24 protein-coding genes are annotated in these 25,786 nt (G+C 62.5%); 9 read left to right on the top strand and 15 right to left on the bottom strand.

Features of this window, described 5'->3' with window-relative positions; translation table 11 throughout:
* Positions 1-3: 3 nt before the first annotated feature.
* Positions 4-855, bottom strand: coding sequence for a CAP domain-containing protein (locus M5C56_RS14845; protein WP_103499084.1), 852 nt, complete (start codon positions 853-855; stop codon positions 4-6).
* A 410-nt stretch (positions 856-1,265) separates the two neighbouring features.
* On the opposite strand from M5C56_RS14845, the gene mqo reads away from it, so the two are divergent.
* Entirely contained in the window at positions 1,266-2,912 is a 1,647-nt protein-coding gene (gene mqo, locus M5C56_RS14850) for a malate dehydrogenase (quinone) (RefSeq protein WP_103499085.1), read from the top strand.
* 121 nt (positions 2,913-3,033) lie between these two features.
* Here mqo and M5C56_RS14855 read toward each other — a convergent pair whose 3' ends face one another.
* Positions 3,034-3,960, bottom strand: coding sequence for a LysR family transcriptional regulator (locus M5C56_RS14855; RefSeq protein ID WP_103499086.1), 927 nt, complete (start codon positions 3,958-3,960; stop codon positions 3,034-3,036).
* 157 nt (positions 3,961-4,117) lie between these two features.
* Here M5C56_RS14855 and M5C56_RS14860 point away from each other — a divergent pair, with 157 nt between their 5' ends.
* Positions 4,118-4,978 carry a pirin family protein gene (locus M5C56_RS14860; protein WP_103499087.1) on the top strand — a complete coding sequence of 287 codons (861 nt, stop codon included), beginning with the start codon at positions 4,118-4,120 and terminating at the stop codon, positions 4,976-4,978.
* A 144-nt stretch (positions 4,979-5,122) separates the two neighbouring features.
* Positions 5,123-6,928 carry a sensor domain-containing phosphodiesterase gene (locus M5C56_RS14865; RefSeq protein WP_247263187.1) on the top strand — a complete coding sequence of 602 codons (1,806 nt, stop codon included), beginning with the start codon at positions 5,123-5,125 and terminating at the stop codon, positions 6,926-6,928.
* 9 nt (positions 6,929-6,937) lie between these two features.
* Here M5C56_RS14865 and M5C56_RS14870 read toward each other — a convergent pair whose 3' ends face one another.
* Complete coding sequence (locus M5C56_RS14870) at positions 6,938-7,951, bottom strand: aldo/keto reductase (protein WP_103499088.1); 1,014 nt, start codon at positions 7,949-7,951, stop codon at positions 6,938-6,940.
* A gap of 317 nt (positions 7,952-8,268) precedes the next feature.
* Here M5C56_RS14870 and M5C56_RS14875 point away from each other — a divergent pair, with 317 nt between their 5' ends.
* On the top strand, positions 8,269-8,505 hold the full coding sequence (locus M5C56_RS14875; protein WP_103499089.1) for a hypothetical protein: 237 nt from the start codon (positions 8,269-8,271) through the stop codon (positions 8,503-8,505).
* A 76-nt stretch (positions 8,506-8,581) separates the two neighbouring features.
* On the opposite strand, the gene M5C56_RS14880 is transcribed toward M5C56_RS14875, so the two are convergent.
* Complete coding sequence (locus tag M5C56_RS14880) at positions 8,582-9,895, bottom strand: MFS transporter (RefSeq protein ID WP_103499090.1); 1,314 nt, start codon at positions 9,893-9,895, stop codon at positions 8,582-8,584.
* 171 nt (positions 9,896-10,066) lie between these two features.
* On the opposite strand from M5C56_RS14880, the gene M5C56_RS14885 reads away from it, so the two are divergent.
* The 4 genes from M5C56_RS14885 (at position 10,067) to M5C56_RS14900 (ending at position 14,821) form a co-directional block, all read left to right on the top strand.
* A complete protein-coding gene (locus tag M5C56_RS14885; RefSeq protein WP_103499091.1) occupies positions 10,067-11,197 on the top strand; it encodes a sugar diacid recognition domain-containing protein in 1,131 nt (376 codons plus the stop codon).
* A 99-nt stretch (positions 11,198-11,296) separates the two neighbouring features.
* Positions 11,297-12,448, top strand: a complete 1,152-nt coding sequence (locus M5C56_RS14890; RefSeq protein WP_103499092.1) for a glycerate kinase — start codon at positions 11,297-11,299, stop codon at positions 12,446-12,448.
* Positions 12,449-12,531: 83 nt separating this feature from the next.
* Positions 12,532-13,149: a ParB-like protein gene (locus tag M5C56_RS14895; protein ID WP_103499093.1), complete on the top strand. Its 618-nt coding sequence runs from the start codon at positions 12,532-12,534 to the stop codon at positions 13,147-13,149.
* Between the two features lie 22 nt (positions 13,150-13,171).
* Positions 13,172-14,821: a SulP family inorganic anion transporter gene (locus tag M5C56_RS14900; RefSeq protein ID WP_247263201.1), complete on the top strand. Its 1,650-nt coding sequence runs from the start codon at positions 13,172-13,174 to the stop codon at positions 14,819-14,821.
* Positions 14,822-14,879: 58 nt separating this feature from the next.
* On the opposite strand, the gene pncA is transcribed toward M5C56_RS14900, so the two are convergent.
* The 6 genes from pncA to M5C56_RS14930 form a co-directional block, all read right to left on the bottom strand.
* Positions 14,880-15,533: a bifunctional nicotinamidase/pyrazinamidase gene (gene pncA / locus M5C56_RS14905; RefSeq protein WP_103499095.1), complete on the bottom strand. Its 654-nt coding sequence runs from the start codon at positions 15,531-15,533 to the stop codon at positions 14,880-14,882.
* Between the two features lie 139 nt (positions 15,534-15,672).
* Positions 15,673-16,461 (bottom strand): transcriptional regulator, encoded by a 789-nt coding sequence (locus M5C56_RS14910; RefSeq protein WP_103499096.1) that lies wholly within the window; start codon positions 16,459-16,461, stop codon positions 15,673-15,675.
* Complete coding sequence (locus M5C56_RS14915) at positions 16,458-16,955, bottom strand: RNA polymerase sigma factor (protein WP_103499097.1); 498 nt, start codon at positions 16,953-16,955, stop codon at positions 16,458-16,460. Before M5C56_RS14915 ends, M5C56_RS14910 begins: the two co-directional genes overlap by 4 nt.
* Positions 16,956-17,009: 54 nt before the next feature.
* The gene (locus tag M5C56_RS14920; RefSeq protein WP_103499098.1) at positions 17,010-17,549 is read right to left on the bottom strand and encodes a tetratricopeptide repeat protein; all 540 of its coding nucleotides are present in this window, start codon (positions 17,547-17,549) and stop codon (positions 17,010-17,012) included.
* Positions 17,550-17,768: 219 nt separating this feature from the next.
* Positions 17,769-18,248, bottom strand: coding sequence for a nuclear transport factor 2 family protein (locus tag M5C56_RS14925; protein WP_103499099.1), 480 nt, complete (start codon positions 18,246-18,248; stop codon positions 17,769-17,771).
* A gap of 113 nt (positions 18,249-18,361) precedes the next feature.
* On the bottom strand, positions 18,362-18,925 hold the full coding sequence (locus M5C56_RS14930; protein WP_103499100.1) for a TetR/AcrR family transcriptional regulator: 564 nt from the start codon (positions 18,923-18,925) through the stop codon (positions 18,362-18,364).
* 198 nt (positions 18,926-19,123) lie between these two features.
* Between M5C56_RS14930 and pssA the strand changes: the two genes are divergently transcribed.
* Complete coding sequence (gene pssA / locus M5C56_RS14935) at positions 19,124-20,467, top strand: CDP-diacylglycerol--serine O-phosphatidyltransferase (RefSeq protein WP_103499101.1); 1,344 nt, start codon at positions 19,124-19,126, stop codon at positions 20,465-20,467.
* A 54-nt stretch (positions 20,468-20,521) separates the two neighbouring features.
* Here the strand turns inward: pssA and efeO (M5C56_RS14940) are convergent, their stop codons facing one another.
* The 5 genes from efeO (M5C56_RS14940) to M5C56_RS14960 form a co-directional block, all read right to left on the bottom strand.
* Positions 20,522-21,346: an iron uptake system protein EfeO gene (gene efeO, locus M5C56_RS14940; protein WP_103499102.1), complete on the bottom strand. Its 825-nt coding sequence runs from the start codon at positions 21,344-21,346 to the stop codon at positions 20,522-20,524.
* 25 nt (positions 21,347-21,371) lie between these two features.
* Complete coding sequence (gene efeB, locus M5C56_RS14945) at positions 21,372-22,682, bottom strand: iron uptake transporter deferrochelatase/peroxidase subunit (protein ID WP_103499114.1); 1,311 nt, start codon at positions 22,680-22,682, stop codon at positions 21,372-21,374.
* A gap of 19 nt (positions 22,683-22,701) precedes the next feature.
* Positions 22,702-23,895 (bottom strand): iron uptake system protein EfeO, encoded by a 1,194-nt coding sequence (gene efeO / locus M5C56_RS14950; protein WP_103499103.1) that lies wholly within the window; start codon positions 23,893-23,895, stop codon positions 22,702-22,704.
* A gap of 8 nt (positions 23,896-23,903) precedes the next feature.
* Positions 23,904-24,746, bottom strand: a complete 843-nt coding sequence (gene efeU, locus M5C56_RS14955) for an iron uptake transporter permease EfeU (RefSeq protein WP_103499104.1) — start codon at positions 24,744-24,746, stop codon at positions 23,904-23,906.
* A gap of 386 nt (positions 24,747-25,132) precedes the next feature.
* Positions 25,133-25,399: a DUF2790 domain-containing protein gene (locus tag M5C56_RS14960; protein WP_103499105.1), complete on the bottom strand. Its 267-nt coding sequence runs from the start codon at positions 25,397-25,399 to the stop codon at positions 25,133-25,135.
* Positions 25,400-25,786 lie beyond the last annotated feature (387 nt).

Raw genomic sequence — 25,786 nt, forward strand, 5'->3', positions numbered from 1 at the left:
TAGTTACGGGGTGCCGAACATCGCGGTCCAGTAGATCCCGGAATCGCTCTTCGGGTCCACCACGTAGGCCGCGCCCAGCTCGCGGAATCGTGGATTCATCAGGTTGGCGCAGTGACCGGGGCTGGCCAGCCAGCCGTCGACCACCTTGCGTACGGTGTCCTGGCCGGCGGCGATATTTTCGCCGATCATCTGGCCGTTATAGCCCGCCAGCTCGGCCCGATCCCCCGGCATGCGTCCGTCACGGTCCTTGTGATCGAAGAAGTTGTTGTTGGCCATATTCCGGCTATGGCCTTCAGCGGCGCTCGCCAGTACCGCGTTCCAGGCCAGGGGCGTGGTGGCGGCGAACGCCTGGCCGCCGCATTGGTGCGCTTGCGTGCGGGCGCTGTTGATCTGCTCGAGAAGTTTCTGGCCTTCCGCCTGCCAGTCGCCCAGGCGCGCGCTCAGCAGCGGCCGCGCCAGCACGATGCGCCATTCGCGTCCCTCGCGGTTGACGCCGATATCGACGAACTGCGGGTTCAGCACCACCTGGCAGAAACTTTCCTCCACCGCTTTCATCGCCGCCGCCGCGTCACGTGGCCCTGAGAGGCTGATCGCCTGCACGGTGACCATCGGATACGCCTTGGCACTCAGCGCCTGCTGCAAGTCGCCCGGGTTATTGATGGGCAACACCAGGCGGGGATCGCTGACCAGTGGCGGCAACTCCAGTGAGGCCTGGCTTCCACAGCGCTGCACCTGGCTGCGGTAGTGGTTGATCGAGTCAACCAGTTGCACCTGATCGACAGGGGCGGCGTTGGCCGCGAACACCGGGCCCAGCGTCAGCGTGGCCAGACCGATAAGCGATGGTATGAAGCGCATGGGCATCTCCCTGGGACGGACTGCGCCCATCATGCCGGATTTCCCACTGCAGGAGCACTTGAACCTTGGCCGGCTTATCCTACAATTTCGGTAGGTTTTCTCTGTGTAAAGGCGAGGCATTTTCATCCAGTCACGTAGCTGAGGTATTATGTCGCAGCACGGAAGCGTCTAGCGTGCCTATCCGAGGTGACCGGACGTCGAAGGAATCGAGAAAAAAGCCTTACTGGCTGAGTCGTATGAGCTGACAGATTGCGCTTGTCGACCAGGTCCGGGCAGAGGCAAACAAAATGAGTGTCACCCAACGTAGCTGAAGCCAATGACTAATAAAAAGTCAGCGCAGGAGGGACATGAACGTGAGGCCGGTGGTTTTTCATGGGCCTTGTATGTCTACCTATCCTAGGTATTACCGAATGTTGAAGAAACTGAACACAGCACTGCTGGGGCTGGCAGTGACGATGGGCGCGATGTCCGTACACGCGGCCGAGACAAAGAAAGTCGATGTGCTGCTTATCGGCGGGGGCATCATGAGTTCGACCCTGGGGATCTGGCTCAATGAGTTGCAGCCGGACTGGTCGATGGAAATGGTCGAGCGCCTCGATGGCGTCGCCGAAGAAAGCTCCAATGGCTGGAACAACGCCGGTACCGGTCACTCCGCCCTGGCCGAGTCGAACTACACGCCGTACGACAAGAACGGCAAGATCGATATTTCCAAGGCGATCGAGATCAACGAGTCGTTCCAGATCACCCGTCAGTTCCTGTCCTGGCAGGTCCGTCAGGGCGTGCTGAAGAACCCGCATTCGTTCATCAACTCGACGCCGCACATGAGCTTCATGTGGGGTGACGACAACGTCAAGTTCCTCAAGGATCGCTACGCGGCGCTGCAGACCAGCCCGCTGTTCAGCGGCATGCAGTACACCGAAGATCAGGAACAGATCAAGAAGTGGGTCCCGCTGATGATGGAAGGGCGTGATCCGAAGCAGAAGATCGCGGCCACCTGGACGCCTATCGGCACCGACGTGAACTTCGGCGAAATCACCCGCCAGTACGTCGCTTACCTGCAGGCCCAGCCTAACTTCAAGCTGAAGCTGTCCAGCGAAGTCGAGGATATCAAGCGCAATGACGACGGCACCTGGCGCGTCACCTACAAGAACCTGAAGGACGGCAGCGAAACCGCGGCCGACGCCAAGTTCGTGTTCATCGGTGCCGGTGGCGGTGCGCTGCACCTGCTGCAGAAGTCCGGCATCCCTGAGGCCAACGACTACGCGGCCTTCCCGGTCGGCGGTTCGTTCCTGGTCACCGATAACCAGGACATTGCCCTCAAGCATATGGCCAAGGCCTACGGTATTGCTTCGACCGGCGCGCCACCCATGTCGGTTCCGCACCTGGACACCCGTGTGCTGGATGGCAAACGCGTGATCCTGTTCGGGCCATTCGCGACCTTCTCCACCAAGTTCCTGAAGAATGGTTCGTACTTCGACCTGCTGACCAGTACCACCACCCACAACGTCTGGCCGATGACCCGCGTCGGGATCGAGCAGTACCCGCTGGTGGAGTACCTGGCCGGTCAGTTGATGATGTCGGATGACGACCGCTTCAACGCCTTGAAAGAATACTTCCCTGAAGCGAAGAAAGAAGACTGGCGCCTGTGGCAAGCCGGTCAGCGCGTGCAGATCATCAAGCGTGACGAAGAGAAGGGCGGCGTTCTGAAACTCGGCACCGAAGTGGTCACCGCCAAGGACAACAGCATCGCCGGCCTGCTGGGTGCATCGCCGGGTGCTTCCACCGCCGCGCCGATCATGCTGACCATTCTGGAACGGGTCTTCAAGGACCAGGTTGCGACGCCTGCCTGGCAGGAAAAGCTGCACCAGATCGTGCCGAGCTACGGCACCAAGCTGAACGGCAACCCTGCAGCGGTCCAGAAAGAATGGGACTACACCGCTGAAATCCTGCAACTGACCAAGCCTCCGGTGATCGGTCAGACCGCCGCTGCGCCAGCCGCACCGGCTGCGACTGACAAGCCAAAAGCCGACACTCCAGCGGCTGACATGGCGCTGTAAAGACCCGGCCTCGCTTCGGCGAGGCGCTGTAAACCGAAGAACACCCATTGCCCGCTCATGCGACCGGCCAGTGGGTGTTTTTTTATGTCCACGAAAAAAGGCTTTCGGCGAACGATGGATATCACTCAAGGTCAGGGACAGGCTTAGGCCATACATCCTGCCCATGGAGCTTGTCCATGAAGGTGTCGATAAACGTCGACACCGCCAGGGGCAACTGGCGCCGGCTCGGATAGATCACGTTCATGCCCTGGCTCTTGCGCTGGTAACCGGGCAATACCGGCACCAGCAGGCCGGCCTGGACATCGAGGCGAGCCATGGTCGGCGGCAACAGGACGATACCCAGGCCCGCCAGGGCGGCCTTGCGCAGCGCCTGGGCGGTGTTGGCGCTGAAGCGGCCGCTGACCTGCACTTCCTCCATGACGCCGGCCGGGCTGCTCAGGCGCCAGGTGGTGTGGCCGCCGGGGTGTGGGGCGCTGATGCAGTCATGCTGAACCAGCGCCTGCAAGGTCGGCGGCACGTCATGCGTCGCGAGATAGGCTGGGCTGGCCACCAGACCGTCGCTACGGGGCCCCAGCAGTTGGCGTCCGACAAAGGCCGAATCCTGCAGGGGACCGGCGCGAAAGGCGACGTCGATCTGTTCGGCGATCAGGTCGGCCTTGGCGTCGCTGAGGACGAAGTCGAGCTTGACCTGGGGGGAACGGGCGAGAAATTCGGCGACCCAGTCCATCGGGAAAAACTCGAAGAAGTCGGCGGTCGCCGCCACCCGTACCAGGCCACTGGGAACCTGGCTGCCGCCTTGCAGCTCGTGGCTGGCGTCGAGCAGACCGTCGACGGCCCCGGCGCAACGGGCATGGAAGGCCTGGCCGGCGCCGGTCAGCGTCAGCTTGCGGGTGGAGCGTTGCATCAGACGCGTGTCGAGCCGGGCTTCGAGCTGCTGGATTCGCCGGCTCAGGGTATTGGCCGGTATGCCCAGGTGCCGAGCGGCCTCGGCAAAGCTGCCGTAGCGTACCACCTGGACGAACATGGCAATTTCATTCAGGTCGAGCATGGCAAAATTACTCACATAAATGGATGAGTGAAATCCAATTATGCCATCTAGTCCGGTAATAGAGAGCAATCCATACTGCGTCGCAACTGGCCCGGGAGCGCGTTTGCATTGATTGCCGTCCCGGGATTTATCCGATCATTTTTCAGGAGCGTTCCCCATGCCGGCAAGTACCGCTATTGCCCGTACCCCGCAGCGGCGGGCCATTCTTCATCGGACCCACGGCAGTACCCACGGGGCGATTACGCGCCTGGTAAGTCCCGGCGACCTGGGCGCGTGGCTCAAACCGTTCGTCTTTCTCGATCGTTTCAGCTTCCAGACGAAAGCCGGTCAGCCGGGGTTTGGCATGCACCCGCATTCCGGCATCGCCACGTTGAGCTATTTGAGCGAAGGCGAGTTTTTCTATGAAGACAGCACCGGCGAAAAAGGCCGCTTGCTGGCCGGTGGTGTTGAATGGATGCAGGCCGGCAATGGTGTCTGGCACACCGGTTCGATCGTGCCTGAGGTCAGCCATGTGCGCGGCTTTCAGCTCTGGGTGGCGTTGCCGGCGGCCGATGAGAATGCTCCGGCACGCAGCCAGTACCTGACCCCGTCGCAGGTGCCACAGGAAGGACCGGCGCGGGTGCTGCTGGGGCGCTACGGTGCGGCGCAAAGCCTGATCGCGGCCCCCGCCCCGATGAACTACCTGGCCGTACACTTGAAAGACGGTGAACGCTGGACCTACACACCACCGGCCGGTCACAGCGTGGGTTGGCTGGCGGTCGATATCGGCCAGCTTGACGCCGGTGACGCTGGCGGGCCGCTCGGCGAGGGTGAATTGGCGATTTTCGAGGAGCGCGAGGAGGTCATCGATCTCGTGGCCCGGGGTGATACCACCTTCGTGCTAGGCTCAGCGTACAAGCATCCCCATGAACTGGTGCTGGGCAATTATTCGGTGCATACCAGCGCCGCGGCGCTGGCCCGGGGCGAGGCCGAGATTCTCCATATCGGTCGACGTCTGCGTGAGGAGGGGCGTCTGTAACCGATCGGGTACACGGCTTTCTGCTCTCTGTCAGACACTGGTCGCATTTTTCTGGATATTATTCGGTGCCCGCGCAATGATTAGCGGCAAAAGGCCATCTTCCCCGGCCGACTGAACGACTCGGATTGACGACAACAGGTACTGATGAAAAAACTCACGACAGTCGAGCAGATGTTGTTGCGTGATCGCGAAGAAGAGGAGCGGCTGGCCGCCCTGCATGCCTTCGACCTGATGGATGTTGCCCGCGAAGAGTGTTTCGAGCGGATCTGCCGGTTGGTCGCCTCGCGCTTTCAAGCGCCGGTGGCGATCGTCAGCCTGATCGACAAGGACCGCCAGTGGTTCCTCGCCACCACCGGCTTTTCCGCTCAGCAAGCGCCCGAGCTGGAGTTGTCGTTCTGTGCCCACACGATCCGCCAAAGCGGCGTGTTCGTGGTCGACAACGCCTGCCTGGACCCGCGTTTTGCCGACTTCCCCCTGGTCCAGGGCGACGGTGCGCTGACGTTTTATGCCGGCGCGCCCCTGCGTACCGACGGCGGCTATGCCATCGGCAGCGTGTGTATCCTCGATACGGTAGCCCACGACCTGACGCCGGAAGACCACGCGGCCCTGGAAGATTTCGCCGCGCTGATCATGCAGTTGATCGAGCGCCAGCACCTGCTCAAGCGTGTGGATGCGGTCAGCGGCCTGCCCAACCGTACGCAGTTTCTCTCCGACCTGCAGGGCTTGATCCAGGCCGGCGAGATCCGCAAGAGGGTTCTGGTGACGGTCGATGCCCTGGACACCGATTGGGCGCACCGTTTGACCGTGGCGGAGGGCATGGTGCCCTTCGAAGCGGTGCTGCGGGATATGGCCTCGCGGATCCAGGCGTTTATCGGCACCGGGATCAAGATCTATCACGTGATGGTCAAGGGCTTTGCCTTCACCATGCAGATGGACGCCGTCGAGGCGCGGGGCTTTTTACCGCGGCTGGTGGATTGGCTGCGCCGGGCGCCCATCAGCGAGAATCTGCCGATGGTACCCACGGTCTGCGCGGGGTTGCTGGAGTTCGAGGGGGGCTCGGAAACGGCCCGGGAGCTGCTGCGCAAGGGCTTGTTCGCCCTGGAGACCGCCCGGCAGAAAGCCCAGCCCTATGCCTATTACAACCATCAGGACGACGTTACCTTCCGCCGTCTGTTCAGCCTGTTGCCGGATATCACGCCGGCCCTGAAGGCCGATGATGTGTTCCTGGTCTATCAACCGCGCTTCTCGTTGCGCGATGGCGCGCACCTGAGTGCCGAGGCGCTGATTCGCTGGAACCATCGGTTACATGGCTTTATTTCGCCGGCGGAGTTCATTCCGATTGTCGAGAAAAGCTCGCTGATCCATTCGGTGACGGATTGGGTGATCGAGCGGGTTGTGACGCTGATTGCCAACACCGGTTATGCCCGGGACAAGAAAATATCCCTCAACCTGTCCTCGCGGGATTTTTACGGGCGCAATGTCGCCGATGTCATTGCCCAGCGCTGTGGGGCCCATGGGGTCGACCCGGCAATGCTCGAGGTTGAAATCACCGAAGGCGAGTGGCTGCGTTCCAGCGCCGGGGTGATCGAGCAACTTCAGCAACTGAGGGATATGGGCGTCGATGTGGCCATCGACGACTTCGGTACCGGCTACAGCAACTTCTCTTATCTGCACAAGATCCCGGCCAATATCCTCAAGCTCGATCAGTCGATGATTTTCGACCTGGAGCACAGTGCCCAGCATCAGCGGGTGGCCAAGTCGATCATCGGCGTGGCCCGCGACCTGGGCTACCGGACGGTGGCCGAGGGCGTGGAAAGTTTCGGCTGCCTGGAAATACTCAAGCACTTCGGCTGTGACGAGGCCCAAGGCTACTTTCTTTCCAGGCCGGTCGAAGAGGCACTGTATTTCCAGCAGGCGGCACTGGATCGGTTCCCCCTGAAGACGGGCTGAGGCCCGCCTTCAAACGCCCCGTGGCAGGCGTCCGGAGACAAAGTGACTGACATCGTTGAAACCCGGGGTGGACGCATGCCCCGGAGTCACCAGCGAGTCGACGAAGGCTTCGTCCTCGGCGCTGATCTTCACCGTCAGTGCCTTGGTGTAGCTGTCCCATTGCTCCTCGGTGCGCGGGCCGACAATCGCCGAGCTGACCGCCGTATTGTTCAGCACCCAGGCAATCGCGAACTCCACCAGGCCGACGCCACGCTGTTGGGTATACGCCTGCAACTGCTGGGCAATGCGCAATGATTCCACCCGCCATTCGGTCTCGAGGATGCGCTTGTCCTGGCGTCCGGCCCGGCTGTTGGCATCCGGCGCGACATCCGGGGCGTATTTGCCGCTGAGCACGCCACGGGCCAGCGGGCTGTAGGGCACCACGCCGAGGCCGTAGGCGGCAGCGGCGGTGATCTGCTCGGTCTCGGCCTGGCGGTTGACGATGTTGTACAGCGGTTGGCTGATCACCGGCTTGTCCACCCCCAGGCGCTCGGCCACGCGGATCACTTCGGCAATCCGCCAGCCGCGATAGTTGGACAGGCCCCAGTGGCGAATCTTGCCCTGGCGCAACAGGTCGCCGATGGCCGATATGGTGACCTCCAGCGGGGTGCTGTGGTCTTCGCGGTGCAGGTAGTAGATATCCAGGTAGTCGGTGCCCAGGCGCCCGAGGCTGGCTTCGATGGCATTGAACAGGTGCTTGCGGCTCAGGCCGCTGCGGTTCGGCTTGCCGTCCACCGGGCCGAAACCGGCCTTGGTCGCGAGGATCCACTCATGGCGATGGCGGGCAATCGCTTCGCCGACGATTTCCTCGGAGCGCCCGCCGGTGTAGACGTCGGCGGTGTCGATAAAGTTGATGCCCTGGTCCCAGGCCTTGTCGATGATGCGCAAGGAGGTTTCGGTGTCGGTTTGTTCACCGAACATCATGCTGCCCAGTGTCAAGGTGCTGACTTGCAATCCGGAATGGCCGAGGGTGCGGTAACTCATGAACAACATCCTTTTGCACGAAAGAGAAGGTGTTCATCAGATACCAGAATGCCGCTGTTGAGCAATCCCTCAATCAACTCACCGATATCCGACAGCCTTGTCAGGGGAAACTGCGCAAAAGTTTCACGTAGTCCGGTGCTCTCCAGGGAACGGGCACGGCAATGTCAACTACTTGACCGTTCGTCGGAACTGTCAATTCTGACAGGTTGTTACAGTAGCCCGAACTAAAGTCATATATAGCCAAGAGACCCGCTTGTCCGGCGGGTACAGTTGTAAAGGCCATCAGGACATAACCCCGTTCAATATGGAGAGAGATGATGCTTAATTCGAAACGTCTTAAGGCGCTGGCCATGGCGATCGTCGTTGCCCAGGCGGGAGTGGTCCCGATGGTGATGGCGCAGGCGCAGGTTGCGCCAACGACTCAGACCCAGAAGGTCACTTCCGAGAAGGCTGATATGCAGTTGGCAGCCAAGAAAAAGCACCACAAAAAGAAACACCACAAGAAAGCCATGACCTCCACGACTCAAAGCGTGAGTGTGAACGCTACCGCCTGATTTTATTCATTGGGGGGAGCGACGAGCCCGAGGGCGACAGTAATGTCGAGCCTCGGGCTTTTTTATGGCCGCTGTTTCACGCCGCCCGCAAGGTGCGGGTCATGCGCAGGGCCAGCAGGCTGCCGGCGACGATCACCGCGGCCAGCACATACAGGGCCGCATCGGTGGAGCCGCTGGCATCCTTGACCCAGCCCACCAGGTACGGGCTGAGGAAACCGGCCATCTGGCCCATGGAGTTGATCAACGCCAGGCCACCGGCGGCCGCGCCGGCGCTGAGCAGGGCGGTGGGCACCGGCCAGAACATCGGCAGGCCGGTGAGGGCACCCATGGTCGCAATCGTCAGGCCGAGAATGGCAATGGCCGGCGAAGTGGCGAAATTGACCGCGATCAACAGGCCGACGGCACCCATCAACATAGGTACCGCCAGGTGCCAGCGACGCTCCTTGCGCAGGTCGGCGGAGCGGCCCACCAGCAACATGAACACTGCCGCCAGCAGGTAGGGAATCGCACTGAGCCAGCCTATGACCAGGTTGTCGCTGAAACCCAGGTTCTTGATAATCGACGGCAACCAGAAGTTGATGGCGTAGACGCCGCTCTGGATGCAGAAATAGATCAGGCCAAAGGCCCAGATCGCCGGGTTCTTGAACACTTCACCCAGGGAGTCGCTGACAGCCTTGGGTTTGTTCGCGGCATCCTCGGCCTGGTCGTCTTCGAGTACGGCGCGTTCCTCGGTAGTCAGCCACTTGGCGTTGGCGAATTTGTCCGCCAGCAGGAAAAACGCCGCGATGCCCAGGGCAATGGTCGGGATCCCCTGCAACAGGAACATCCACTGCCAGCCGGCAAGGCCGCCCTGACCGGCGGCAAAGTGGTTGAGGATCCAGCCGGAGAAAGGACTGCCGAGCAGGCCCGAGACCGGGATCGCCGACATGAACAGGGCCATGATCCGCCCACGGCGGAAGCTCGGGAACCACTGCGAGAGGTACAGCACCACGCCGGGGAAGAAGCCGGCTTCGGCGGCCCCGGTGAACAGGCGCAAGGTATAGAACTGGATCGGCGTGCTGACGAACAGCAGGCAGGTCGACAACACGCCCCAGGTGATCATCATCAGGGCAATCCAGCGCCGCGGACCGAAGCGACTCAGCGCCAGGTTGCTCGGCACGCCGCAGAGCACGTAGCCGATAAAGAAAATCCCGGCCCCGAGGCCGTAGATGGTTTCGCTGAATTTCAACGCGTCGAGCATCTGCAGCTTGGCAAATCCAACATTGACCCGGTCGAGGTAGTTGAACAGGTAGCAGATGAAGATAAAGGGGATCAGGCGCAGGGTGATGCGCTTGTATACGGCGTTTTTCAAGTCAGCGGTGGCCTGGGATATTGCGGCGCTCTGTGACATGGCGGTCTCTCTTTATTATGATTTTTTGCGAGGCAAGGGTAACTTGATCGCCCTGTGAGTCTCGGTCACCCCGGTCTTGCTGTCTTTGTGCCAGTGCACAGGGTTTGCCGGTGTACCCTGTGCTGCTGAACAAACGTTCGTTGATCCCCCTGAACCAAGGACCCTACCGCTATGTTCGAACTGGACCATGACCTTGCGCAGGATATCGTCGATCGTACGATGGCCATTCTGCCGTACAACGTCAATGTCATGGACAGCCAGGGCCTGATCCTGGGCAGCGGCGAGCCGGGGCGGATCAATACCCGCCACGAGGGTGCGCAGTTGGTCTTGGCCAATGGCCGGGTGGTGGTGATCGACGAGCAGGCGGCCAAGTGCCTGAAGGGCGTGCAGCCAGGGATCAACCTGCCGCTGATGCACGATGAGCGGCTGATCGGCGTGCTGGGCATTACCGGTGAGCCGGAGCAATTGCGTACTTACGCCGAGCTGGTGCGCATGACCGCCGAAATGCTGGTCGGCCAGCGCCATCAGCAGGCTGAACAGCAGTGGCGGCGCCAGCGCTGTGATGATCTGCTGGCCTTGTTGCTCAGTGACGAGGGCGATTCGCCGCGTTTGATCGACGAGGCCCGGCAGATGGGGCTCAAGCCGCAGTTGTCACGGATTCCCTATCTGTTCGAGCTGGACCCGGGGCAGAGTGCCGAAGCGCTGATGGCCTGGTTGCAGTCGCGTTATCCCGACAGTTGGTGCGTGAGTGGGTCGACCGCCTCGCTGCTGTGGTGTCGGCCGGCGACGGCGATCCTCGACGATCAGCGTCTGCTGGAGAAGCTCGACAGCCTGGGTTGGAAGATCGCCCGAGTCGCCGCGGGTGGGCAGGCTGACGGTTTGCAGGGTTTGCGCCGCTGCTATCGTCGGGTCGGTGATTTGCTTGCTTATGGCCGGGAGGTCTTGCCCCACAGTCGTTTGTTGCACCTCAATCGCTATCGCCTGCCGGTGATGCTCTGGCGGCATCGCAGCGACGATGCGCTGGAAGAGTTGCTCAAGCCGCTGCGCAAGGTGATCGCCAAGGACAGCAACGGCCAGTTGCTCGCCACCTTGCGCAGTTGGTGCGAGCATGACGGTCAGAGCCAGGGCTGTGCCGAGGCGCTGGGGATTCACCGCAACAGCCTGCGCTATCGGATGGAGCGGATTGCCGAGATCAGTGGTGTCGACCCGCTGCGCCTGGACGGGATGCTGGCGTTGTACCTGGGGGTGCAATTGTTGCCCCACAGCGAATCGCCGGTGCCGGCCGCTGGGGGCGCTTTGTAGGAATGAACAATAAAGCCCTCCCGGGCTTGTGCAGCAGACCGGCGTCATTCCCTGTTTCAACTGGCAGCATGGACGCCACAAGAACTGGAGATCGTCCCCATGAAAATCATCATCGCCCCCGATTCGTTCAAGGACAGCCTCAGCGCCGAAGGTGTGGCCCGAGCGATTGCCGAAGGCCTGGCCCAGGTACTGCCCGAGGCGCAGCTGATTGAATGCCCGATGGCGGATGGCGGCGAGGGGACGGTGGCGGCGGTGTTGGCCGTGTGCAACGGCGAGTTGCGCCAGCAGCGGGTGCACGGCCCCCTGGGCACGCCGGTGGACGCGCATTGGGGCTGGTTGCCGGCCAGCGCCACGGCGATTATCGAGATGGCCGAGGCCAGCGGTTTGCAGCTGGTTCCGAGCGAACAGCGCAATGCCTGCATCACCAGCACCTTCGGCACCGGCGAGTTGATCCGCGCGGCCCTGGATGCCGGTGCGCAACGGATCATCCTGGCGATTGGCGGCAGTGCCACCAACGACGCCGGTGCCGGTGCCTTGCAGGCCTTGGGTGTAGGGCTGTTCGATGCCCGGGGACAGGTGGTGCAAGCGGGTGGCCTGGCCTTGGCCGGTGTCGCGCGGGTGACCCTTGAGGGGCTGGACCCGCGTCTCGACCGGGTGCGTTTCGAGATCGCCGCCGATGTAAACAATCCCTTGTGCGGCGAGCAGGGCGCTTCGGCGATCTTCGGCCCGCAGAAAGGCGCGACACCGGCCCAGGTGCGTGAACTGGACGCGGCCCTCGGGCATTTTGCCGATCTGTGCGCGCAGGTGCAGGGCCAGGATGTGCGTGATGAGCCGGGCAGCGGTGCGGCGGGCGGCTTGGGCTTTGCCGCCAAGGCCTTCTTCGGGGCGTGCTTTCGTCCCGGTGTGGAGGTGGTGGCGGAACTGGTGGGGCTGGCCGAGGCGGTGCGCGGCGCTGATCTGGTGATTACCGGCGAAGGTCGCTTCGACGCCCAGACCCTGCGCGGCAAGACCCCGTTCGGCGTGGCGCGGATTGCCCGGGAGCAGGGCGTGCCGGTGGTCGTGCTGGCAGGGACCCTCGGTGAAGGTTATGAGCAGATGTACGCCCATGGGGTCGACGCGGCCTTTGCCCTGGTGTCCGGGCCGATGAGCCTGGAGCAGGCCTGTCGTGACGCGCCACGGCTGTTGAGCGCGCGAGCCGGGGACATTGCCCGGGTCTGGAAGCTGGCGGCAGGGCCTGTCCGTGAAGAATGATAATGCGCGGTGTCTCCTCGGGCCATTCAGGGCTAAGCTTGCGATCAGTCCAGGTTTCGGACTTGTCTGCCCGGAGATGTTCAATGGCTCGTGCCCGCCCGCAACTGATCAGCGCAAAGCTTGCAAAACTGCACCCCACCCAAGTCACCGTCGGCCTGCAAGAGGTCGCCCTCAAGCAAGCCCAATGGCAGACCCTCAAGCGCAAGGAGCGCGAAGCCGCCCTCGATAATCACTGGTTTCCCTGCGTCCTCGGGCCTGAAGGCCGGCACTACATCGTCGATCACCACCACTTCGGCCTGGCGCTGATGCAGGAGGAGGTGAAGAAGGTCTCATTGGTGGTGCTCAAGGACCTCTCGTTCGTCGAACCCGCCAGCTTCTGGACCATCATGGACTTCCACCAGTGGGTCCATCCCTACGATGCCAAGGGCATTCGCCGCGGTTACGACAAAGTGCCCGGGTCTATCGGCGAACTGCAGGACGACCCCTATCGCAGCCTTGCCGGCGCCTTGCGCCGGGTCGGTGGGTTCGCCAAGGATGTCACGCCCTTCAGCGAGTTTCTCTGGGCCGACTTCTTCCGCACGCGGATCACCGTCGCTGAACTCAATGCGTCGAGCGAGCACCTGCAGGCAACCGCCCTCAAGCTGGCTCGCAGTCAGGCCGCGCGTTATCTGCCGGGTTGGAGTGGTCCGATCGATGCCTGAGCCGTCCGCACTGCCCACCCCGATGCCCGCCGCGCAACCGAAACGCGGCTGGGCGGATCTGATTGCCGGGCTGTCGATTGCCGGTTTGCTGTTACCCGAAGCGGTCGCCTATTCGAGCATCGCCAACGTGCCACCCCAGGCCGGGGTTATCGCGTTGTTTGCCGGGCTGTTCTGCTACGGCCTGTTCGGCACCAGCCGTTACGCCATCGTCTCCGCCACCTCCTCGTCGGCCGCGGTGCTGGCGGCGGCGACGGTCTCGGTGGCGGGGCCCGACATGGCGCTGCGCCTGACCATGGCCATCGGCCTGGTGATGATCACCGGCCTGATGTTCCTGCTCGCCGGTTTGTTCAAGCTGGGCAGCGTCACGTCCTTCATCGCCAAGCCGGTGCTACGCGGTTTTGCCTTCGGCCTGGCGGTGACCATCATCCTCAAGCAGGTCGCGAGCATCGTCCATGTGAGTCCCGCCCACAGCGACCTGATCCGCTTCGTGCCCGAATTGCTCAGCCAGTTGCCGCGCTGGAACTGGGCCGGGGTCGCGGTGGCGGTGGTCGCCCTGGTGCTGCTCTCGGTACTGGGCCGTTACCGGCGCCTGCCGGGCGGCTTGCTGGTGGTGATGCTCGGTGTGGCTGCCGGCAAATGGCTGGATTTGCCCGGCTATGGCGTCGACCTGATCGGTGTGATCGACCTGCAACTGACGGTGCCGTCGCTGCCGCGCCTGGCGTTCTCCGACTGGCTGAAGCTGGTGGAACTGGGCTTTGCCATGGTGATGATCCTCTACGCCGAGTCCTATGGTTCCATCAGCGCCTTTGCCCTCAAGCACGGCGATCGGGTGAACTCCAACCGCGACCTGCTGGTACTGGGCGGCGCCAACCTGTTGTCCGGCCTGTTCCATGGCATGCCCGCCGGTGCCGGCTACTCGGCGACCTCGGCCAATGATGCGGCGGGTGCCACCTCACGGTTGGCCGGGGTGGTCGCGGCGTTGGCGGTGCTGGTGATCGTGCTGACCCTGTTGCCGCTGATCGCCCTGACGCCGGAGCCGGTGCTGGCGGCCATCGTTATTCATGCGTTGACCCGGGCCCTGAGCCTGGAGCCCTTGCATCGCTACTTCGTCTGGCGCCGCGACCGTGTCCTGGCGATCTGCGCGGTGGCCGCGGTGCTGCTGCTCGGGGTGCTGGACGGTCTGCTGGCGGCGGTGGCGATCAGCCTGATGCTGATGTTGAGGCAGATGTCTTCAGCCTCGGTCCAGGTGCTCGGGCATATTGCCGAGGGCCATGATTTCGTCGACTGCCAGCTGCATCCCCAGGCACGGGAAGTCCCCGGGGTGCTGATCGTGCGCCCGGGCGAGCCGTTGTTCTTCGCCAACGCCGAACGCATCCTTGGCAGCGTCTCGCGGCGGGTTCGCGAGCAAGGTGAGGCCGTGCATTCGGTGATTCTCAGCCTGGAGGAGTCACCGGACCTGGACGGCACCAGCCTCGAAGCCCTGCAGGACTTCATCAAGCGTTTCCCGACCGAGGGCAAGCGGCTGCTGATCGCACGCTTGAAGCACGAGGCGCATCAGGCCCTGCTGGCGCTACCGACCGAGACGCTGGCACAGGTGACACTCAGTGACTTGAGCGTGTATGCGGTTGTGCAGGAGGTCAATCAGCCACAAGGTACGGGTGTCGCGAGCTGATCTTTGCGGGTTGGGTTGGAGGCCCTGTGCGCCCGCGCAGGGCCTCCAACCTGTTGGCTCAGGCCGCCAATGCCATCGAGTCGATGAGTTTCACCCCGGCGGTTTCCATCTCTCCCAGCGCACGCTGCAGTGAGCCGTCCAGGTCGATGGCCCGGCAGGCGTCGACGATCAGCAGGGTGCTGAAGCCCGCCGTCCGTGCATCCAGGGCCGACCAGGCGACGCAGTAGTCCAACGCCAGGCCGACCAGATAGACCGTATCGATACCGCGTTCCTTCAGATAACCGGAAAGGCCGGTGGGCGTACGCCGATCGGCTTCGACGAAGGCCGAGTAACTGTCGATCTCGCGGTTGCAGCCCTTGCGCACAATCAATTGCGCATGGGGCAGGTCCAGGTCCGCATGCAGCTGCGCGCCGTGGCTGCCTTGCACGCAGTGGTCCGGCCAGAGGGTTTGCGTGCCATAGGGTAGTTGCACGCTGTCGAAGGGCGCATGGCCCGGATGGCTGCTGGCGAACGAGACATGGCCGCGGGGATGCCAGTCCTGGGCGATGACCACATTGCGAAAGCGGGCGCCCAGGCGGTTGATCAGCGGCACGATCTCGTCGCCGCCCTGGACCGCCAGTTGGCCGCCGGGAATGAAGTCATTCTGCATATCGATCACGACCAGGGCGCAACGCGGGTCGTTCAGGGGCGGCAGGTTGTGAGACGGGGACATGGGACCTCCTTGGAAATTGGGTTCGGCCTCGAACAGTCTAGTCGTTGTGCTTGCGCCAGGCGCCGCCTCGGACCGTCGGTGGTCGGCCGCGAAGCGGGTAGGTTATTGGCCTGGCAGGCGCCCGGCCACATCGCCTGGTTCAACTGGCGAAACGCTGCCTGAGCAGGTCGGCCATATCGTTCAGCTCCGCCACCGAGTTGCGCCCGATCAACATGTAGGCATAGGTCGGCCCGGACCAGAACACCACATTCATGCCATGGCGCACTTCCTGGGCCATGGCCCGGGTCCCGGTTTTCGAGTGGGTGATGCACAACGCCAGCGGCCCATGTTGCGGGTCCAGGTAGTTGATCTGGGCAATCGGTACATGTTCGTACTCGAGCATCTGCGCGCGTTTGAGTTGCACAACCGGCAGTTGCACCTGGGCGGGGTCAAGCGCCAGCCCGAGGTACTGCTGGACACTTTGCAACTGGGCCCGGTGAGTTGCGTCGTCGCCGGGCAGGTTCTCCAGGGTCTGTGCCGTGTACAGCGCCATATAGTCGGCCACCAGCCCACGCCAGCTGATTTCGCCCGACGGCGCGGGTGTCTGCCAGACCTGGAACAGTCGATCCGCGGCAATCCCCGCGACCATGAAGCTGGCGGCCACGGCGAGGAAACGGCGTCGACTCATCGGCGTCGCGGCCTTTTTTTCTGTCGGCAGGCTGTGCAGCATGGTCTCCAGTCGAGCCTGGGGCGCCTGTTCGAGCAGTTCGTCATAGGCTTGCTGGAACGGCAGTTCGCTGCGCATCAGCCACTCGAGACGCTCGGCCACGCTTTCGTCACGGGCCAGAGCGGCTTCGATCCGGCTGCGCTCCTCGGCGTCCACTTCGTCGTCGAGAAAGGCCACCAACTGTTCATCGGTCGGGGTGTGGTGCGAGTGTTGGTCAGTCATCGCCGTTCTCCGCTGTTGGCGCTGGGCACGGCACGCAGGGGCGGATGTTCCGCCAACTTCACCCGTGCGGCGGCCAGCCGGCTCATGACCGTTCCGATGGGCACTTCGAGGATCTGGGCCACTTCCTTGTAGGACAGACCTTCGACATAGGCGAGAAATACGGTTTCGCGCTGGGCGTCGGGCAGGGCGTCGACGCGCCGGATCACCTGGGAGGCCAGTACGTGGGTCTGCGCCACCTGTTCGCCGTCGAAGCTCAAGGCTTCGTCGGCATCCACCAAGCCCTGGCCGCGGCGAACCCGTTGGGAGCGCACTTCATTGAGCCAGATCGAATGCAGGATACTCAGCAGCCAGCGGTCCATACGCGTGCCCGAGACGAACTGATCGCCTCGCTCCAGGGCGCGGACGCAGGTGGCCTGCACCAGGTCTTCGGCGATATGGCGTTGCCGGGACAGCACCAGCGCGTAACGCCACAGGCGCGGCAGGTGCTGTCCCATCTCGGTGCGTATTTCCTTGTCGCTGGCGATGACAACCTCCGTCTTTAACGGTGATCAGCTGGGAATCGGGTGCGCGATGGCGTCGGCCAGGTCTTCATATTCTTCGCAACCGGTGCCGCAGAGCGACTTGATGCTCTGCAACTGCACCTGGGCCAGGTCGAGGCGGCCCTTGATCACGTAGGCTTCACCGAGGTATTCGCGGACCTGGGCGTAGTTCGGGTCCAGCTCCAGGGCCTGCAGGTAGTAGCCGATGCCTTCGTCGGTACGGCCCAGTTTACGGGTGGCGTAACCGCGATAGTTCAGGGCCTTGGCGGTATTGGGCTGCTTGAGGGTGTCGAGCAGGTCCAGGGCGGCTTGATAGTCCCCGTTCTTGGCCAGGCGGTAAGCGTAGTCGGTGCGGTCTTCGTCTGGGGTCAGGCTGCTGACAAACGGCACGCAGGCCTTTTTGGCTTTGTTCCACACCTGCCCCTTGGGGCAGGTCGGCGGCATCGATTCCGGTTTTTCGCCCGAGGCGAATGCCGGCGTGCTCAACAGGGTCGCGGCCATGCAACTGGCCATCAGGAAAGGAACCGCGAAGGTGGCTTTGATGCTCATCGGTAATGCTCCGGTATCTGTTGGCTAGTAAACACTGATGCGTCGGGTTTTATTCGTGGCCACTGAAATTTATTTGCGACGCGTCGATCGCAATGCTTGTTATGGATTGAACACCTGATGTTGGGAATTTATTCAAGGCTGCAGAAAAAAATCGCCCATCAGGCGATTTTTTGCAAAGGCGATCATCCCCACCCGAGGCGGGAATGATCGAGGGAGAGGTTACAACCCCAGGTCGGAGAGACCTGGATGATCGTCCGGACGCCGCCCCAGCGGCCAATGGAACTTGCGCTCCTCGGCCTTGATCGGCATGTCGTTGATGCAGGCATGCCGGTTGGACATCAGGCCGTTCTGGTCGAATTCCCAGTTTTCGTTGCCGTAGGAACGGAACCAGTTGCCCGAGTCGTCATGCCACTCATAGGCATAACGTACGGCGATACGGTTGTCGGTAAAGGCCCAGAGTTCCTTGATCAGGCGGTAATCCAGTTCCTTGGCCCATTTGCGGGTCAGGAACGCCTTGGCTTCCTCACGGTTGTGGGCGAACTCGGCACGGTTACGCCATTGGGTGTCCAGGGTGTAGGCCAGGGACACGCGCTGCGGGTCACGGGAGTTCCAGCCGTCTTCGGCGAGGCGGATCTTCTGGATCGCCGATTCACGGGTGAAGGGGGGAAGCGGCGGGCGAACGTCAGCGTCAGATGACATGGCAATGTCTCCAATTGAGTAGGGTTCAGACAAGTTGTCGCGCTTGGGTCAAACGGTCGGTGGCCCGCCAGCCACTCGCTCATCCGGAGCGTAATGGCGGTTCGGGGCACGACTCAGAGCGCCAATAACGTTCGCGCCATGCATTGCGCATTATCGGCTGCACCGGGGTCGCCCATGACAAGTGCAACGGTAATGGCGCCGTCGATCAGGATCAGCAACTGTTTGCCAGTGGCCAGGGGATCGGCGATGCCATGTGCTTCACAGAGCTCGACCACATAGTCGAGCAACTTCTGTTTATGTTCCCGGGCCAATTGCCGCACCGGGTCCTGGGGGTCGCCGGTTTCGCCGGCGGTGTTGATAAAGGCGCAGCCGCGAAAGCCTTCGCTGGCGAACCAGCCGCCGAGCACGCTGAACAGGGCCAGCAGGCGGGCACCGGAGCTTTCGGCCTGGTCGACTTCGCCGCGGTACCACTGCATCCAGCGGATATCCCGGCGGCGCAAGGCTTCCAGGGTCAGATCGTCCTTGGTGCCGAAGTACTTGTAGAGGCTTTTACGTGCCACCCCGGAAGTGCGCACCAGAAGATCGATGCCGGTGGCATGGATGCCACCTTGATAGATCAACTGCTCGGCGGTATCCAGCAGGTTTTCGCGGGTCTGGTTCGGAGTGATTTCGTTCATGGGAAAGAGAGTAGAACGATCGTTCTCCATGGTCAATCGTCTTTTTCAAATAAATCCATGGCGGGTGACAGGAGGACGGGCAGGGGGCGCATCGGGGAACGACTCCAGGTTGGCAGCAAAGCCCTCTTCGAAGGCGCGTCCGAGAGCGGCGCATGGTGTAGACTCAGCGATCCTTCGCATTCGACCCTAGCGAGCCCTATGCCGTCGCTCTTCAAACGCTCCCTGTTGCCCAAACTGCGCAGCTTCCCGCTGGCTGCCGAGGCCTTGACCATCCTGCCTTCGGCCGCCGAGTTCCGGCGTTGCCTGCTGGAGAAGATCGCCGGTGCCCGGCAGCGCATCACGCTGGTGGCGTTGTACCTGCAGGAAGACGAAGCCGGCCAGGAAATCCTCGATGCCCTGCATGCGGCCAAGTCGGCCCATCCGCAGCTGGAGATTGTCGTCGTGGTCGACTGGCTACGGGCCCAGCGCGGTTTGATCGGTGCCGGCAAGCAGCCGGGCAACAGCGCCTGGTACCAGGCGCAAACCCGCGACCACACCACTGAAGTGCCGATCTACGGGGTGCCGGTGCAGACCCGCGAACTGTTCGGCGTGCTCCACCTCAAGGGTTTCGTGATCGACGACTGCGTGATCTACAGCGGCGCCAGCCTGAACAACGTCTATCTGCACAAGTTCGACAAATACCGCTTCGACCGTTACCACGTGCTGCAAAACGCCGCGCTGGCCGACTCGATGCAGGGGTTGATACGCAACGAGCTGCTGGCCTCCCGGGCGGTGCGCCGTCTCGATGTGCCGGAACTGCCGACGACCCGCAGCCTGCGCGGCGACATCGGCGATTTGCGCAGCCGCTTGAAGAAAGCCGGCTATGACACCACGGCCGGCAGTGAGCCGACCTTCGGCCTGTCGGTCAGCCCGGTGATGGGCCTGGGCAAGAACAACCCGCTGAACCGCCTGGTCTGCGAACTGATCGCCTCCAGCCAGCAGCAACTGACTATCTGCACGCCCTATTTCAACATGCCGCTGGCGGTGACCCGGGAAATCAACCGGGCCCTGGAGCGTGGGGTGAAGATCGATATCATCGTCGGCGACAAGACCGCCAACGACTTCTATATCCCGCCGAGCCAGCCGTTCAAGGTGATCGCCGCCTTGCCCTATCTCTACGAGATCAGCCTGCGGCGTTTCGCCAAGCGTCACCAGCCGGTGATCGACAGCAGGCAGTTGAACCTGCACCTGTGGCGTGACGGTGACAACACCTATCACCTCAAGGGCATGTGGGTCGACGAGCGTTATACCTTGCTGACGGGGAACAACCTCAATCCACGGGCGTTCCGGCTGGATCTGGAGAATGCCTTGCTGATCGACGATCCACGTCGCGAGTTGTGCGAGGTGCGGGCCAAGGAGTTGGCGCTGATCATGGAAAACACCCAGCGGATCGACAGCTTCAAGAGCCTGGAAACCCTGGTGGACTATCCGGAAGCGGTGGGCAAGTTCCTGCGGCGGGTCAGTCGGGTGCGGATCGAGCGGTTGTTGTATCGGATGTTGTAAAGCGCGGATGAGGTCATCCCGGGCGATCGCAATCCCCCGGGATAACCACCGGCCTCAGTTCAGGCCCAGCTTGCCACGCAGGGTGGACAGGTCTTCAGCCAGGGTCGTGACCGGACCCACCAGGGCCTTGCGGTCGGCATCCTTGACCTTGTCATAGGTTTCGAAACCACCATCCTTGGTCTTGTACTTGGCCAGGATCTTGTCCACGGCGGCGAAGTTCTTGTCCACCTTGGCGGCGAAAGCCTTGTCCTGCTTCTCGATCTGCGGACGGAACAGGTCGACGATTTTCTTCGCGCCGTCGATGTTGCCCTGGAAGTCATACAGGTCGGTGTGGCTGTAACGGTCTTCTTCACCGGAGATCTTGGTCGCGGCGACTTCTTCCAGCAGCGCGGCGGCACCGCCGACGACTTTCTCAGGAGGGAAGGTCAGGCCGGCAACGCGGGTCTGCAGGTCCTTGACGTCCTTGTTCAGGCCGTCGGCCAGGGCGCCCAGGCCGTCGGTGGTGTTTTCCGAGAACAGGCTGTATTCGATGCGGTGGAAGCCGGTGAAGTCTTCAGCCTTCACGCCTTTTTCATGGTCGTTGACGCGGGAGTCGATGGCGCCGTCCAGGTCATTGAACAGCTCGGCGATCGGCTCGATCTTCTCGTAGTGCACGCGAGTCGGTGCGTAGAGCTTCTTGGCGGTGGCCAGGTCGCCTTTTTTCACCGCGTCGGTGAACTGCTGGGTCTTGCTGACCAGATCATCGATCTCCGCGGTCACATAGATCTTGTAGTCGGACACCGGGCCCACCAGATCCAGCGGCGCGGTGGCCGCGAAAGCCGAAAGCGGCGTGTGGAGCAAGCCAAGGGCCAACAACAAAGCAAGAGGCGACTTCTTCATGGGGCGTTTCCTGGTGAGTTAAGGATTAAGCGGTGGTTTTTTGTTTTGCAGCTGAAAGCAGTGAGCGACCGATAAAGTCCTGATCGCCCGTGACCCCCGGCAAGGTGAAGAAATAACCGCCGCCGATAGGCTTGAGGTATTCCTCCAGGGGCTCGCCGTTGAGCCGGGTTTGTACGGCGATAAAGCCTTGCGCCAGGTCCGCCTGGTAGCAGATGAACAGCAGGCCCATTTCCAGCTGGCCGTTCTTGCTCACGCCATTGGAGTAGTTGAATGGGCGACGCAGGATCAGGTTGCGTTGGGTTTCGGTGGTGCGCGGGTTGGCCAGGCGGATATGCGCATCGAGCTTGGTCAGCTTGCCTTCCGGGTCCTTGCTGTAGTCGGGGATATCGCTTTCCTTCTGGCCGCCCATGGGCGCGCCTGTCGCCTTGACCCGGCCGATGATGCTTTGCTGTTCCTGCAACGGCGTGCGGTCCCAGCGCTCCACCAGGTTGCGGATGATCCGCACCGCCTGGTAGCTGCCGGCCACGGCCCAGGCCGGTTCGTTGGCCCCGGGCTGGACCCAGACGATACGGTCCATGGCGCTGCCATCGTTGGAGTCCGGGTTGGCCGAACCGTCACGGAAACCGAGGAAGTTGCGTGCGCTCTGGGCCGGTTCGCCGGCCTTGAGCGGTGCCTGGGCCGGTACCGTGCCTTCCTGTTTCCAGCGCACCAGCAGCAGGTCCGGGGTGTTCTTGACGATATCGCGCAGGGCGTGAATGTTGGTGTCCGGGGTGTTCGAGCAGAACTGGATGCTCAGGTCGCCGTGGCACAGTTCCGCTTGCAGCGCGTCGTTGGGGAAGCCGACCATGCGGATCAGGTGCTTGGGCTTGACGCCGGCCAGGCCGTAACGCTCGTCGAACAGCGACTCGCCCACCGCGACGGTGATGGTCAGGTTGTCCGGGGTGACCACCGGGCCGAGAATCCCGGAATCCAGGGGCGGCAGTTTTTCATCGACCTGTTTCACCGGGCCGCCGCTCATCAGGAACGCGATGCGCTTGTTCAGGGTGCGGAACAGGCGTTCGAGTTCCTCGCTGTCGCTGGCCAGGACGTCGAAGGAGACGATCATGCCGGCGGCCGGACGCGGGGTGACGATCCCGGTCTGGTGCTTGCCGTGGAAGTCGTGGCGGTCCTCGGTCTTGTCGCTGCTCGGGGCTTCGGTGACCTGGGCCTGGCTGGCGGCCATGGCCGGGCAGCTCAGGGCGCTGCCGGCGAGAGCGGCGCCGGCCACCCCCATGCCCAGCAGGACGCGACGGCGCTGGGCGGAGAATTCGGCGTTGTTGTGTTCTGAATCGCTCATGTTCGTATCGTCTGCTTGGTTACAGGCCGGAAAGGCCGAGGGCGGGATCGATTCCATCGAGTGCATCGGCCAGGTCCTTGGCCTTGTTGCTGATCTGCTGGCGTTGCACGGCACTTACGGTGTCGTAGGTGACATAGCCGTCGGCGTTGCGCAGGCCGTTGAATTCGGCGTCGAGGGCCGTGGCGGCGCTGTCGATCTTCACCAATAGCTCGCCGGACGACTTGAGCAGCAGCGGTCGCATCAGGTCGATGACCTTTTGTGCGGCTTGCAGGTTGGCGGCGAAGCCGTCCAGGTCGACGTGGCTGTAGCGCTCTTCTTCGCCGCCGCTGGCGCGGGTATCGGCCATGCTGCGCAGGCTGCGCACGACGATGCTGACCAATTGTTCCGGCGGCAGCGATTGGGCCAGCAGTTGCTGCTTGAGGTTGGCGACATCGGCTTGCAGGTGCTGGGCGACCGGCACCAGGCCGTCGACGCTGCGTTGCTGGAACAGACCGTACTCGATGCGGTGGAAGCCGCCGAAGCCGGGGTCCTGTTCGCGTTTTTCGTAATAGTCGGCGCGGGCATTGATCGCGTTATCCAGTTCGGCGAGCCGCTGGGCGGCCGGGGCCAGGCGCTGATAGGCGGCACGGGCCGGGGCATAGAGCACCTGGGCCTGGGTCAGGTCACCGGCGGCAATCGCCTGTTCCAGTGCATCGACGGCCTTGATCAGTGCGTTGCCCTGGCTGCTCAGGTAGACGCGGAACTCCGACAACAGCCCGATAAAGGCGGTCATTGACGGACGCGCCTTGGCCGCGGCCTCGGAAGCCGCCGTAGGCGTGACGTGCAGGGTGCCGCGCGGATTGCTCAGCAGGCCGCAGGTAATGGCGTAGTCGCCGGGTTGCAGGTTGGCATTGATCACCTGGCTCAGGCCCGGGGCGATGTTCTCGCGCTCCTCGAGCACCAGTACGCCGTCGAGGATCTCCCACTCGACCGCGCGTTGCGAACTGTTGAGGATGCGGAAGCTGTTCTGCCCAGCCGGCACGCTCAGGGCATTTGGCTCGCAGCCGTGGGCCTGGATGGTCACGGTGATTTCGTTGTGATGGGCCTGGCGTTTGCTCGCGGCCAGTTGCGAGGCGTAATAGAACAGTCCACCGGCCGCGATCATCACGATCACCGAGCCGGCTACCGCCCAGCGCAGGGCCTGGGGCGGTTTGCCAGTTGCAGGGTTGGACATGGGTAACCTTACTGGTTGGGAACGGAAGAAGTGTGCTTGGGTGCCGGTGCCGTGCTCGGCAGGAAGAACAGCACCAGGGTGAACGCCAGGTACAGCAGGTAGGCGCCGAGGACGCTGACCGTCGGCGCATCCTGGTAACCGAACATGCCGGCCAGGACCGAGCCCGCCGGGCCGTCCATCGGCAGCGTGGCGCTGATATCGAAGACCACGGTTTGCAGGTGGTTCCACAGGCCGGCTTCATGCAGGGCCTGGACCGAATTGGCGAGGATGCCGGCGGCGACCACCAGGATGAACAGGCCGGTCCAGCGGAAGAACAGACCCAGGTTCAGGCGCATGCTGCCGCTGTAGATGGCGAAACCGATGAAAATCGCCAGGATCAGGCCGAGCAGGGCGCCGATGGGCGCGCCCGGACCGTCACTCTGCTGGAACACCGCCAGCAGGAAGAACACGGTTTCCAGGCCTTCGCGGGCCACGGCGAAAAACACCATGGCAATCAGCGCCCAGACCTGATGTTTGGAACCGGCGAGTGCCTGGTCGAGGGATTCGTGCAGCGCGTGCTTGATGGAGCGGGCGACCTTGCGCATCCAGAACACCATCGAACTGAGGATGCCGACGGCGACCAGCCCGACCAGGCCTTCGAAGAGTTCCTGCTGTTTCTGCGGGAACTCGGCACTGACCAGCTCCAGGCCACCACCGACCAGCAGGGCAAGGGCGGCGGCGAGAAACACGCCGATCCACACCGCCGGCATCCACTGACCCCGGCCGGTCTGCTTGAGGTAACTGGCGATAATGCCAACGATAAGCGCGGCTTCAATGCCTTCGCGCAGCATGATCAGGAAGGGAACCAGCATTCGGCAACGCACCACTGTTAGAGAAGATGGTAATTTGTAACATAATGATACTCATTACTAAACAGTTTTGATTACCAATTGCTGAATGGTGTCTGAACGAGAGGGGTAGAAGAGGGAATGCCGTGTATGCAGCAAGTGATTGCTGTCCAGCGGTCGTGCCCTATGTCAGAGCAGGAGTTGACGCGACTCCGTGGGCCGGGCTTGTCTGCGGAAGCGATTGCCTGGCGCCGCAGTCTATGGTGAATGGCCGTTTGCAGCGGCTCGCGGGCAAGCCCTGCTCCTACAGGCCTATGTCGGACACAAGCTTTGTATTCGACGTCGCACTGTAGGAGCAGGGCTTGCCCGCGAAGCTTGTGGCGTCTTCAAGGCCACCTTTGCAGGCGGAATCAGTTATTGAAGTTACAGGCGTCCGACAGCTTGAGGTAGCTGACGTTCTCGGGCCTGCCGGCAGTGTCGATGAACTTCATATCGGCGGTAACCACTTTGCAGTCCTGGCTCGGTTGCTCGGTCATCGAGGTGACCTTGGCGATGTTCAGGGGCATGCCGTAGTGATAAGGCACGGGTTGTCTGGTGCTGGAGGTGTCGGCCTGGGCCAGGCCGGCGAAGGTCGAGAGGGCCAGGGCACCCATCACCAACAGGGTTCGTAGTTTCATGGTGTTTCTCCTGAGCGGCTTGAGCGTTCACCCCGGCACCACGAGTGGCGCGGGGTATGCCGCGGAGGGCGTCAGGGCAAGCCTGCGCGAGCGCGGTCAATTTCACTTTCCGTCTGCAGGATTAACGCGGAATTAAGTGCTGGGCTTTCTATTAGCTTGCTAACGGAACTGCCAAAGGCCGCCCCCAAATCACCCACCCCCGCACCGCCTTGGGGCCTTCACACCCACACCCTCGTAGCCTTCCGTAGCACCATGCTGTGCTACCGCCTGTGACATTGCTTTTTCGGAAAATTTTATCTCATTGATTTTTATTGAGTTTATAGCCTCGATTGCAGTGCGCTGAATCTGCTGGCACAGATTCTGCTGTCTATTCCGTTGTTACATACT

The sequence above is a fragment of the Pseudomonas sp. MWU13-2862 genome (genome assembly GCF_023242495.1).
Classification (GTDB): domain Bacteria; phylum Pseudomonadota; class Gammaproteobacteria; order Pseudomonadales; family Pseudomonadaceae; genus Aquipseudomonas; species Aquipseudomonas gingeri_D.

Bases quoted from the DNA above. Each gene is read 5' to 3' on its own strand.
- M5C56_RS14915 (WP_103499097.1), bottom strand. From the start codon at position 16,955: ATGGGACAGCACCTGCCGCGCCTGTGGCGTTACGCGCTGGTGCTGTCC.
- M5C56_RS14925 (WP_103499099.1), bottom strand. From the start codon at position 18,248: ATGTCATCTGACGCTGACGTTCGCCCGCCGCTTCCCCCCTTCACCCGT.
- M5C56_RS14910 (WP_103499096.1), bottom strand. From the start codon at position 16,461: ATGACTGACCAACACTCGCACCACACCCCGACCGATGAACAGTTGGTG.
- M5C56_RS14855 (WP_103499086.1), bottom strand. From the start codon at position 3,960: ATGCTCGACCTGAATGAAATTGCCATGTTCGTCCAGGTGGTACGCTAC.
- efeU (WP_103499104.1), bottom strand. From the start codon at position 24,746: ATGCTGGTTCCCTTCCTGATCATGCTGCGCGAAGGCATTGAAGCCGCG.
- M5C56_RS14960 (WP_103499105.1), bottom strand. From the start codon at position 25,399: ATGAAACTACGAACCCTGTTGGTGATGGGTGCCCTGGCCCTCTCGACC.
- M5C56_RS14865 (WP_247263187.1), top strand. From the start codon at position 5,123: ATGAAAAAACTCACGACAGTCGAGCAGATGTTGTTGCGTGATCGCGAA.
- M5C56_RS14845 (WP_103499084.1), bottom strand. From the start codon at position 855: ATGCGCTTCATACCATCGCTTATCGGTCTGGCCACGCTGACGCTGGGC.
- M5C56_RS14875 (WP_103499089.1), top strand. From the start codon at position 8,269: ATGCTTAATTCGAAACGTCTTAAGGCGCTGGCCATGGCGATCGTCGTT.
- M5C56_RS14860 (WP_103499087.1), top strand. From the start codon at position 4,118: ATGCCGGCAAGTACCGCTATTGCCCGTACCCCGCAGCGGCGGGCCATT.
- M5C56_RS14930 (WP_103499100.1), bottom strand. From the start codon at position 18,925: ATGAACGAAATCACTCCGAACCAGACCCGCGAAAACCTGCTGGATACC.
- M5C56_RS14895 (WP_103499093.1), top strand. From the start codon at position 12,532: ATGGCTCGTGCCCGCCCGCAACTGATCAGCGCAAAGCTTGCAAAACTG.
- M5C56_RS14890 (WP_103499092.1), top strand. From the start codon at position 11,297: ATGAAAATCATCATCGCCCCCGATTCGTTCAAGGACAGCCTCAGCGCC.
- mqo (WP_103499085.1), top strand. From the start codon at position 1,266: ATGTTGAAGAAACTGAACACAGCACTGCTGGGGCTGGCAGTGACGATG.
- M5C56_RS14900 (WP_247263201.1), top strand. From the start codon at position 13,172: ATGCCCGCCGCGCAACCGAAACGCGGCTGGGCGGATCTGATTGCCGGG.
- M5C56_RS14920 (WP_103499098.1), bottom strand. From the start codon at position 17,549: ATGAGCATCAAAGCCACCTTCGCGGTTCCTTTCCTGATGGCCAGTTGC.
- M5C56_RS14870 (WP_103499088.1), bottom strand. From the start codon at position 7,951: ATGAGTTACCGCACCCTCGGCCATTCCGGATTGCAAGTCAGCACCTTG.
- M5C56_RS14885 (WP_103499091.1), top strand. From the start codon at position 10,067: ATGTTCGAACTGGACCATGACCTTGCGCAGGATATCGTCGATCGTACG.
- efeO (WP_103499103.1), bottom strand. From the start codon at position 23,895: ATGTCCAACCCTGCAACTGGCAAACCGCCCCAGGCCCTGCGCTGGGCG.
- efeO (WP_103499102.1), bottom strand. From the start codon at position 21,346: ATGAAGAAGTCGCCTCTTGCTTTGTTGTTGGCCCTTGGCTTGCTCCAC.
- pssA (WP_103499101.1), top strand. From the start codon at position 19,124: ATGCCGTCGCTCTTCAAACGCTCCCTGTTGCCCAAACTGCGCAGCTTC.
- efeB (WP_103499114.1), bottom strand. From the start codon at position 22,682: ATGAGCGATTCAGAACACAACAACGCCGAATTCTCCGCCCAGCGCCGT.
- pncA (WP_103499095.1), bottom strand. From the start codon at position 15,533: ATGTCCCCGTCTCACAACCTGCCGCCCCTGAACGACCCGCGTTGCGCC.
- M5C56_RS14880 (WP_103499090.1), bottom strand. From the start codon at position 9,895: ATGTCACAGAGCGCCGCAATATCCCAGGCCACCGCTGACTTGAAAAAC.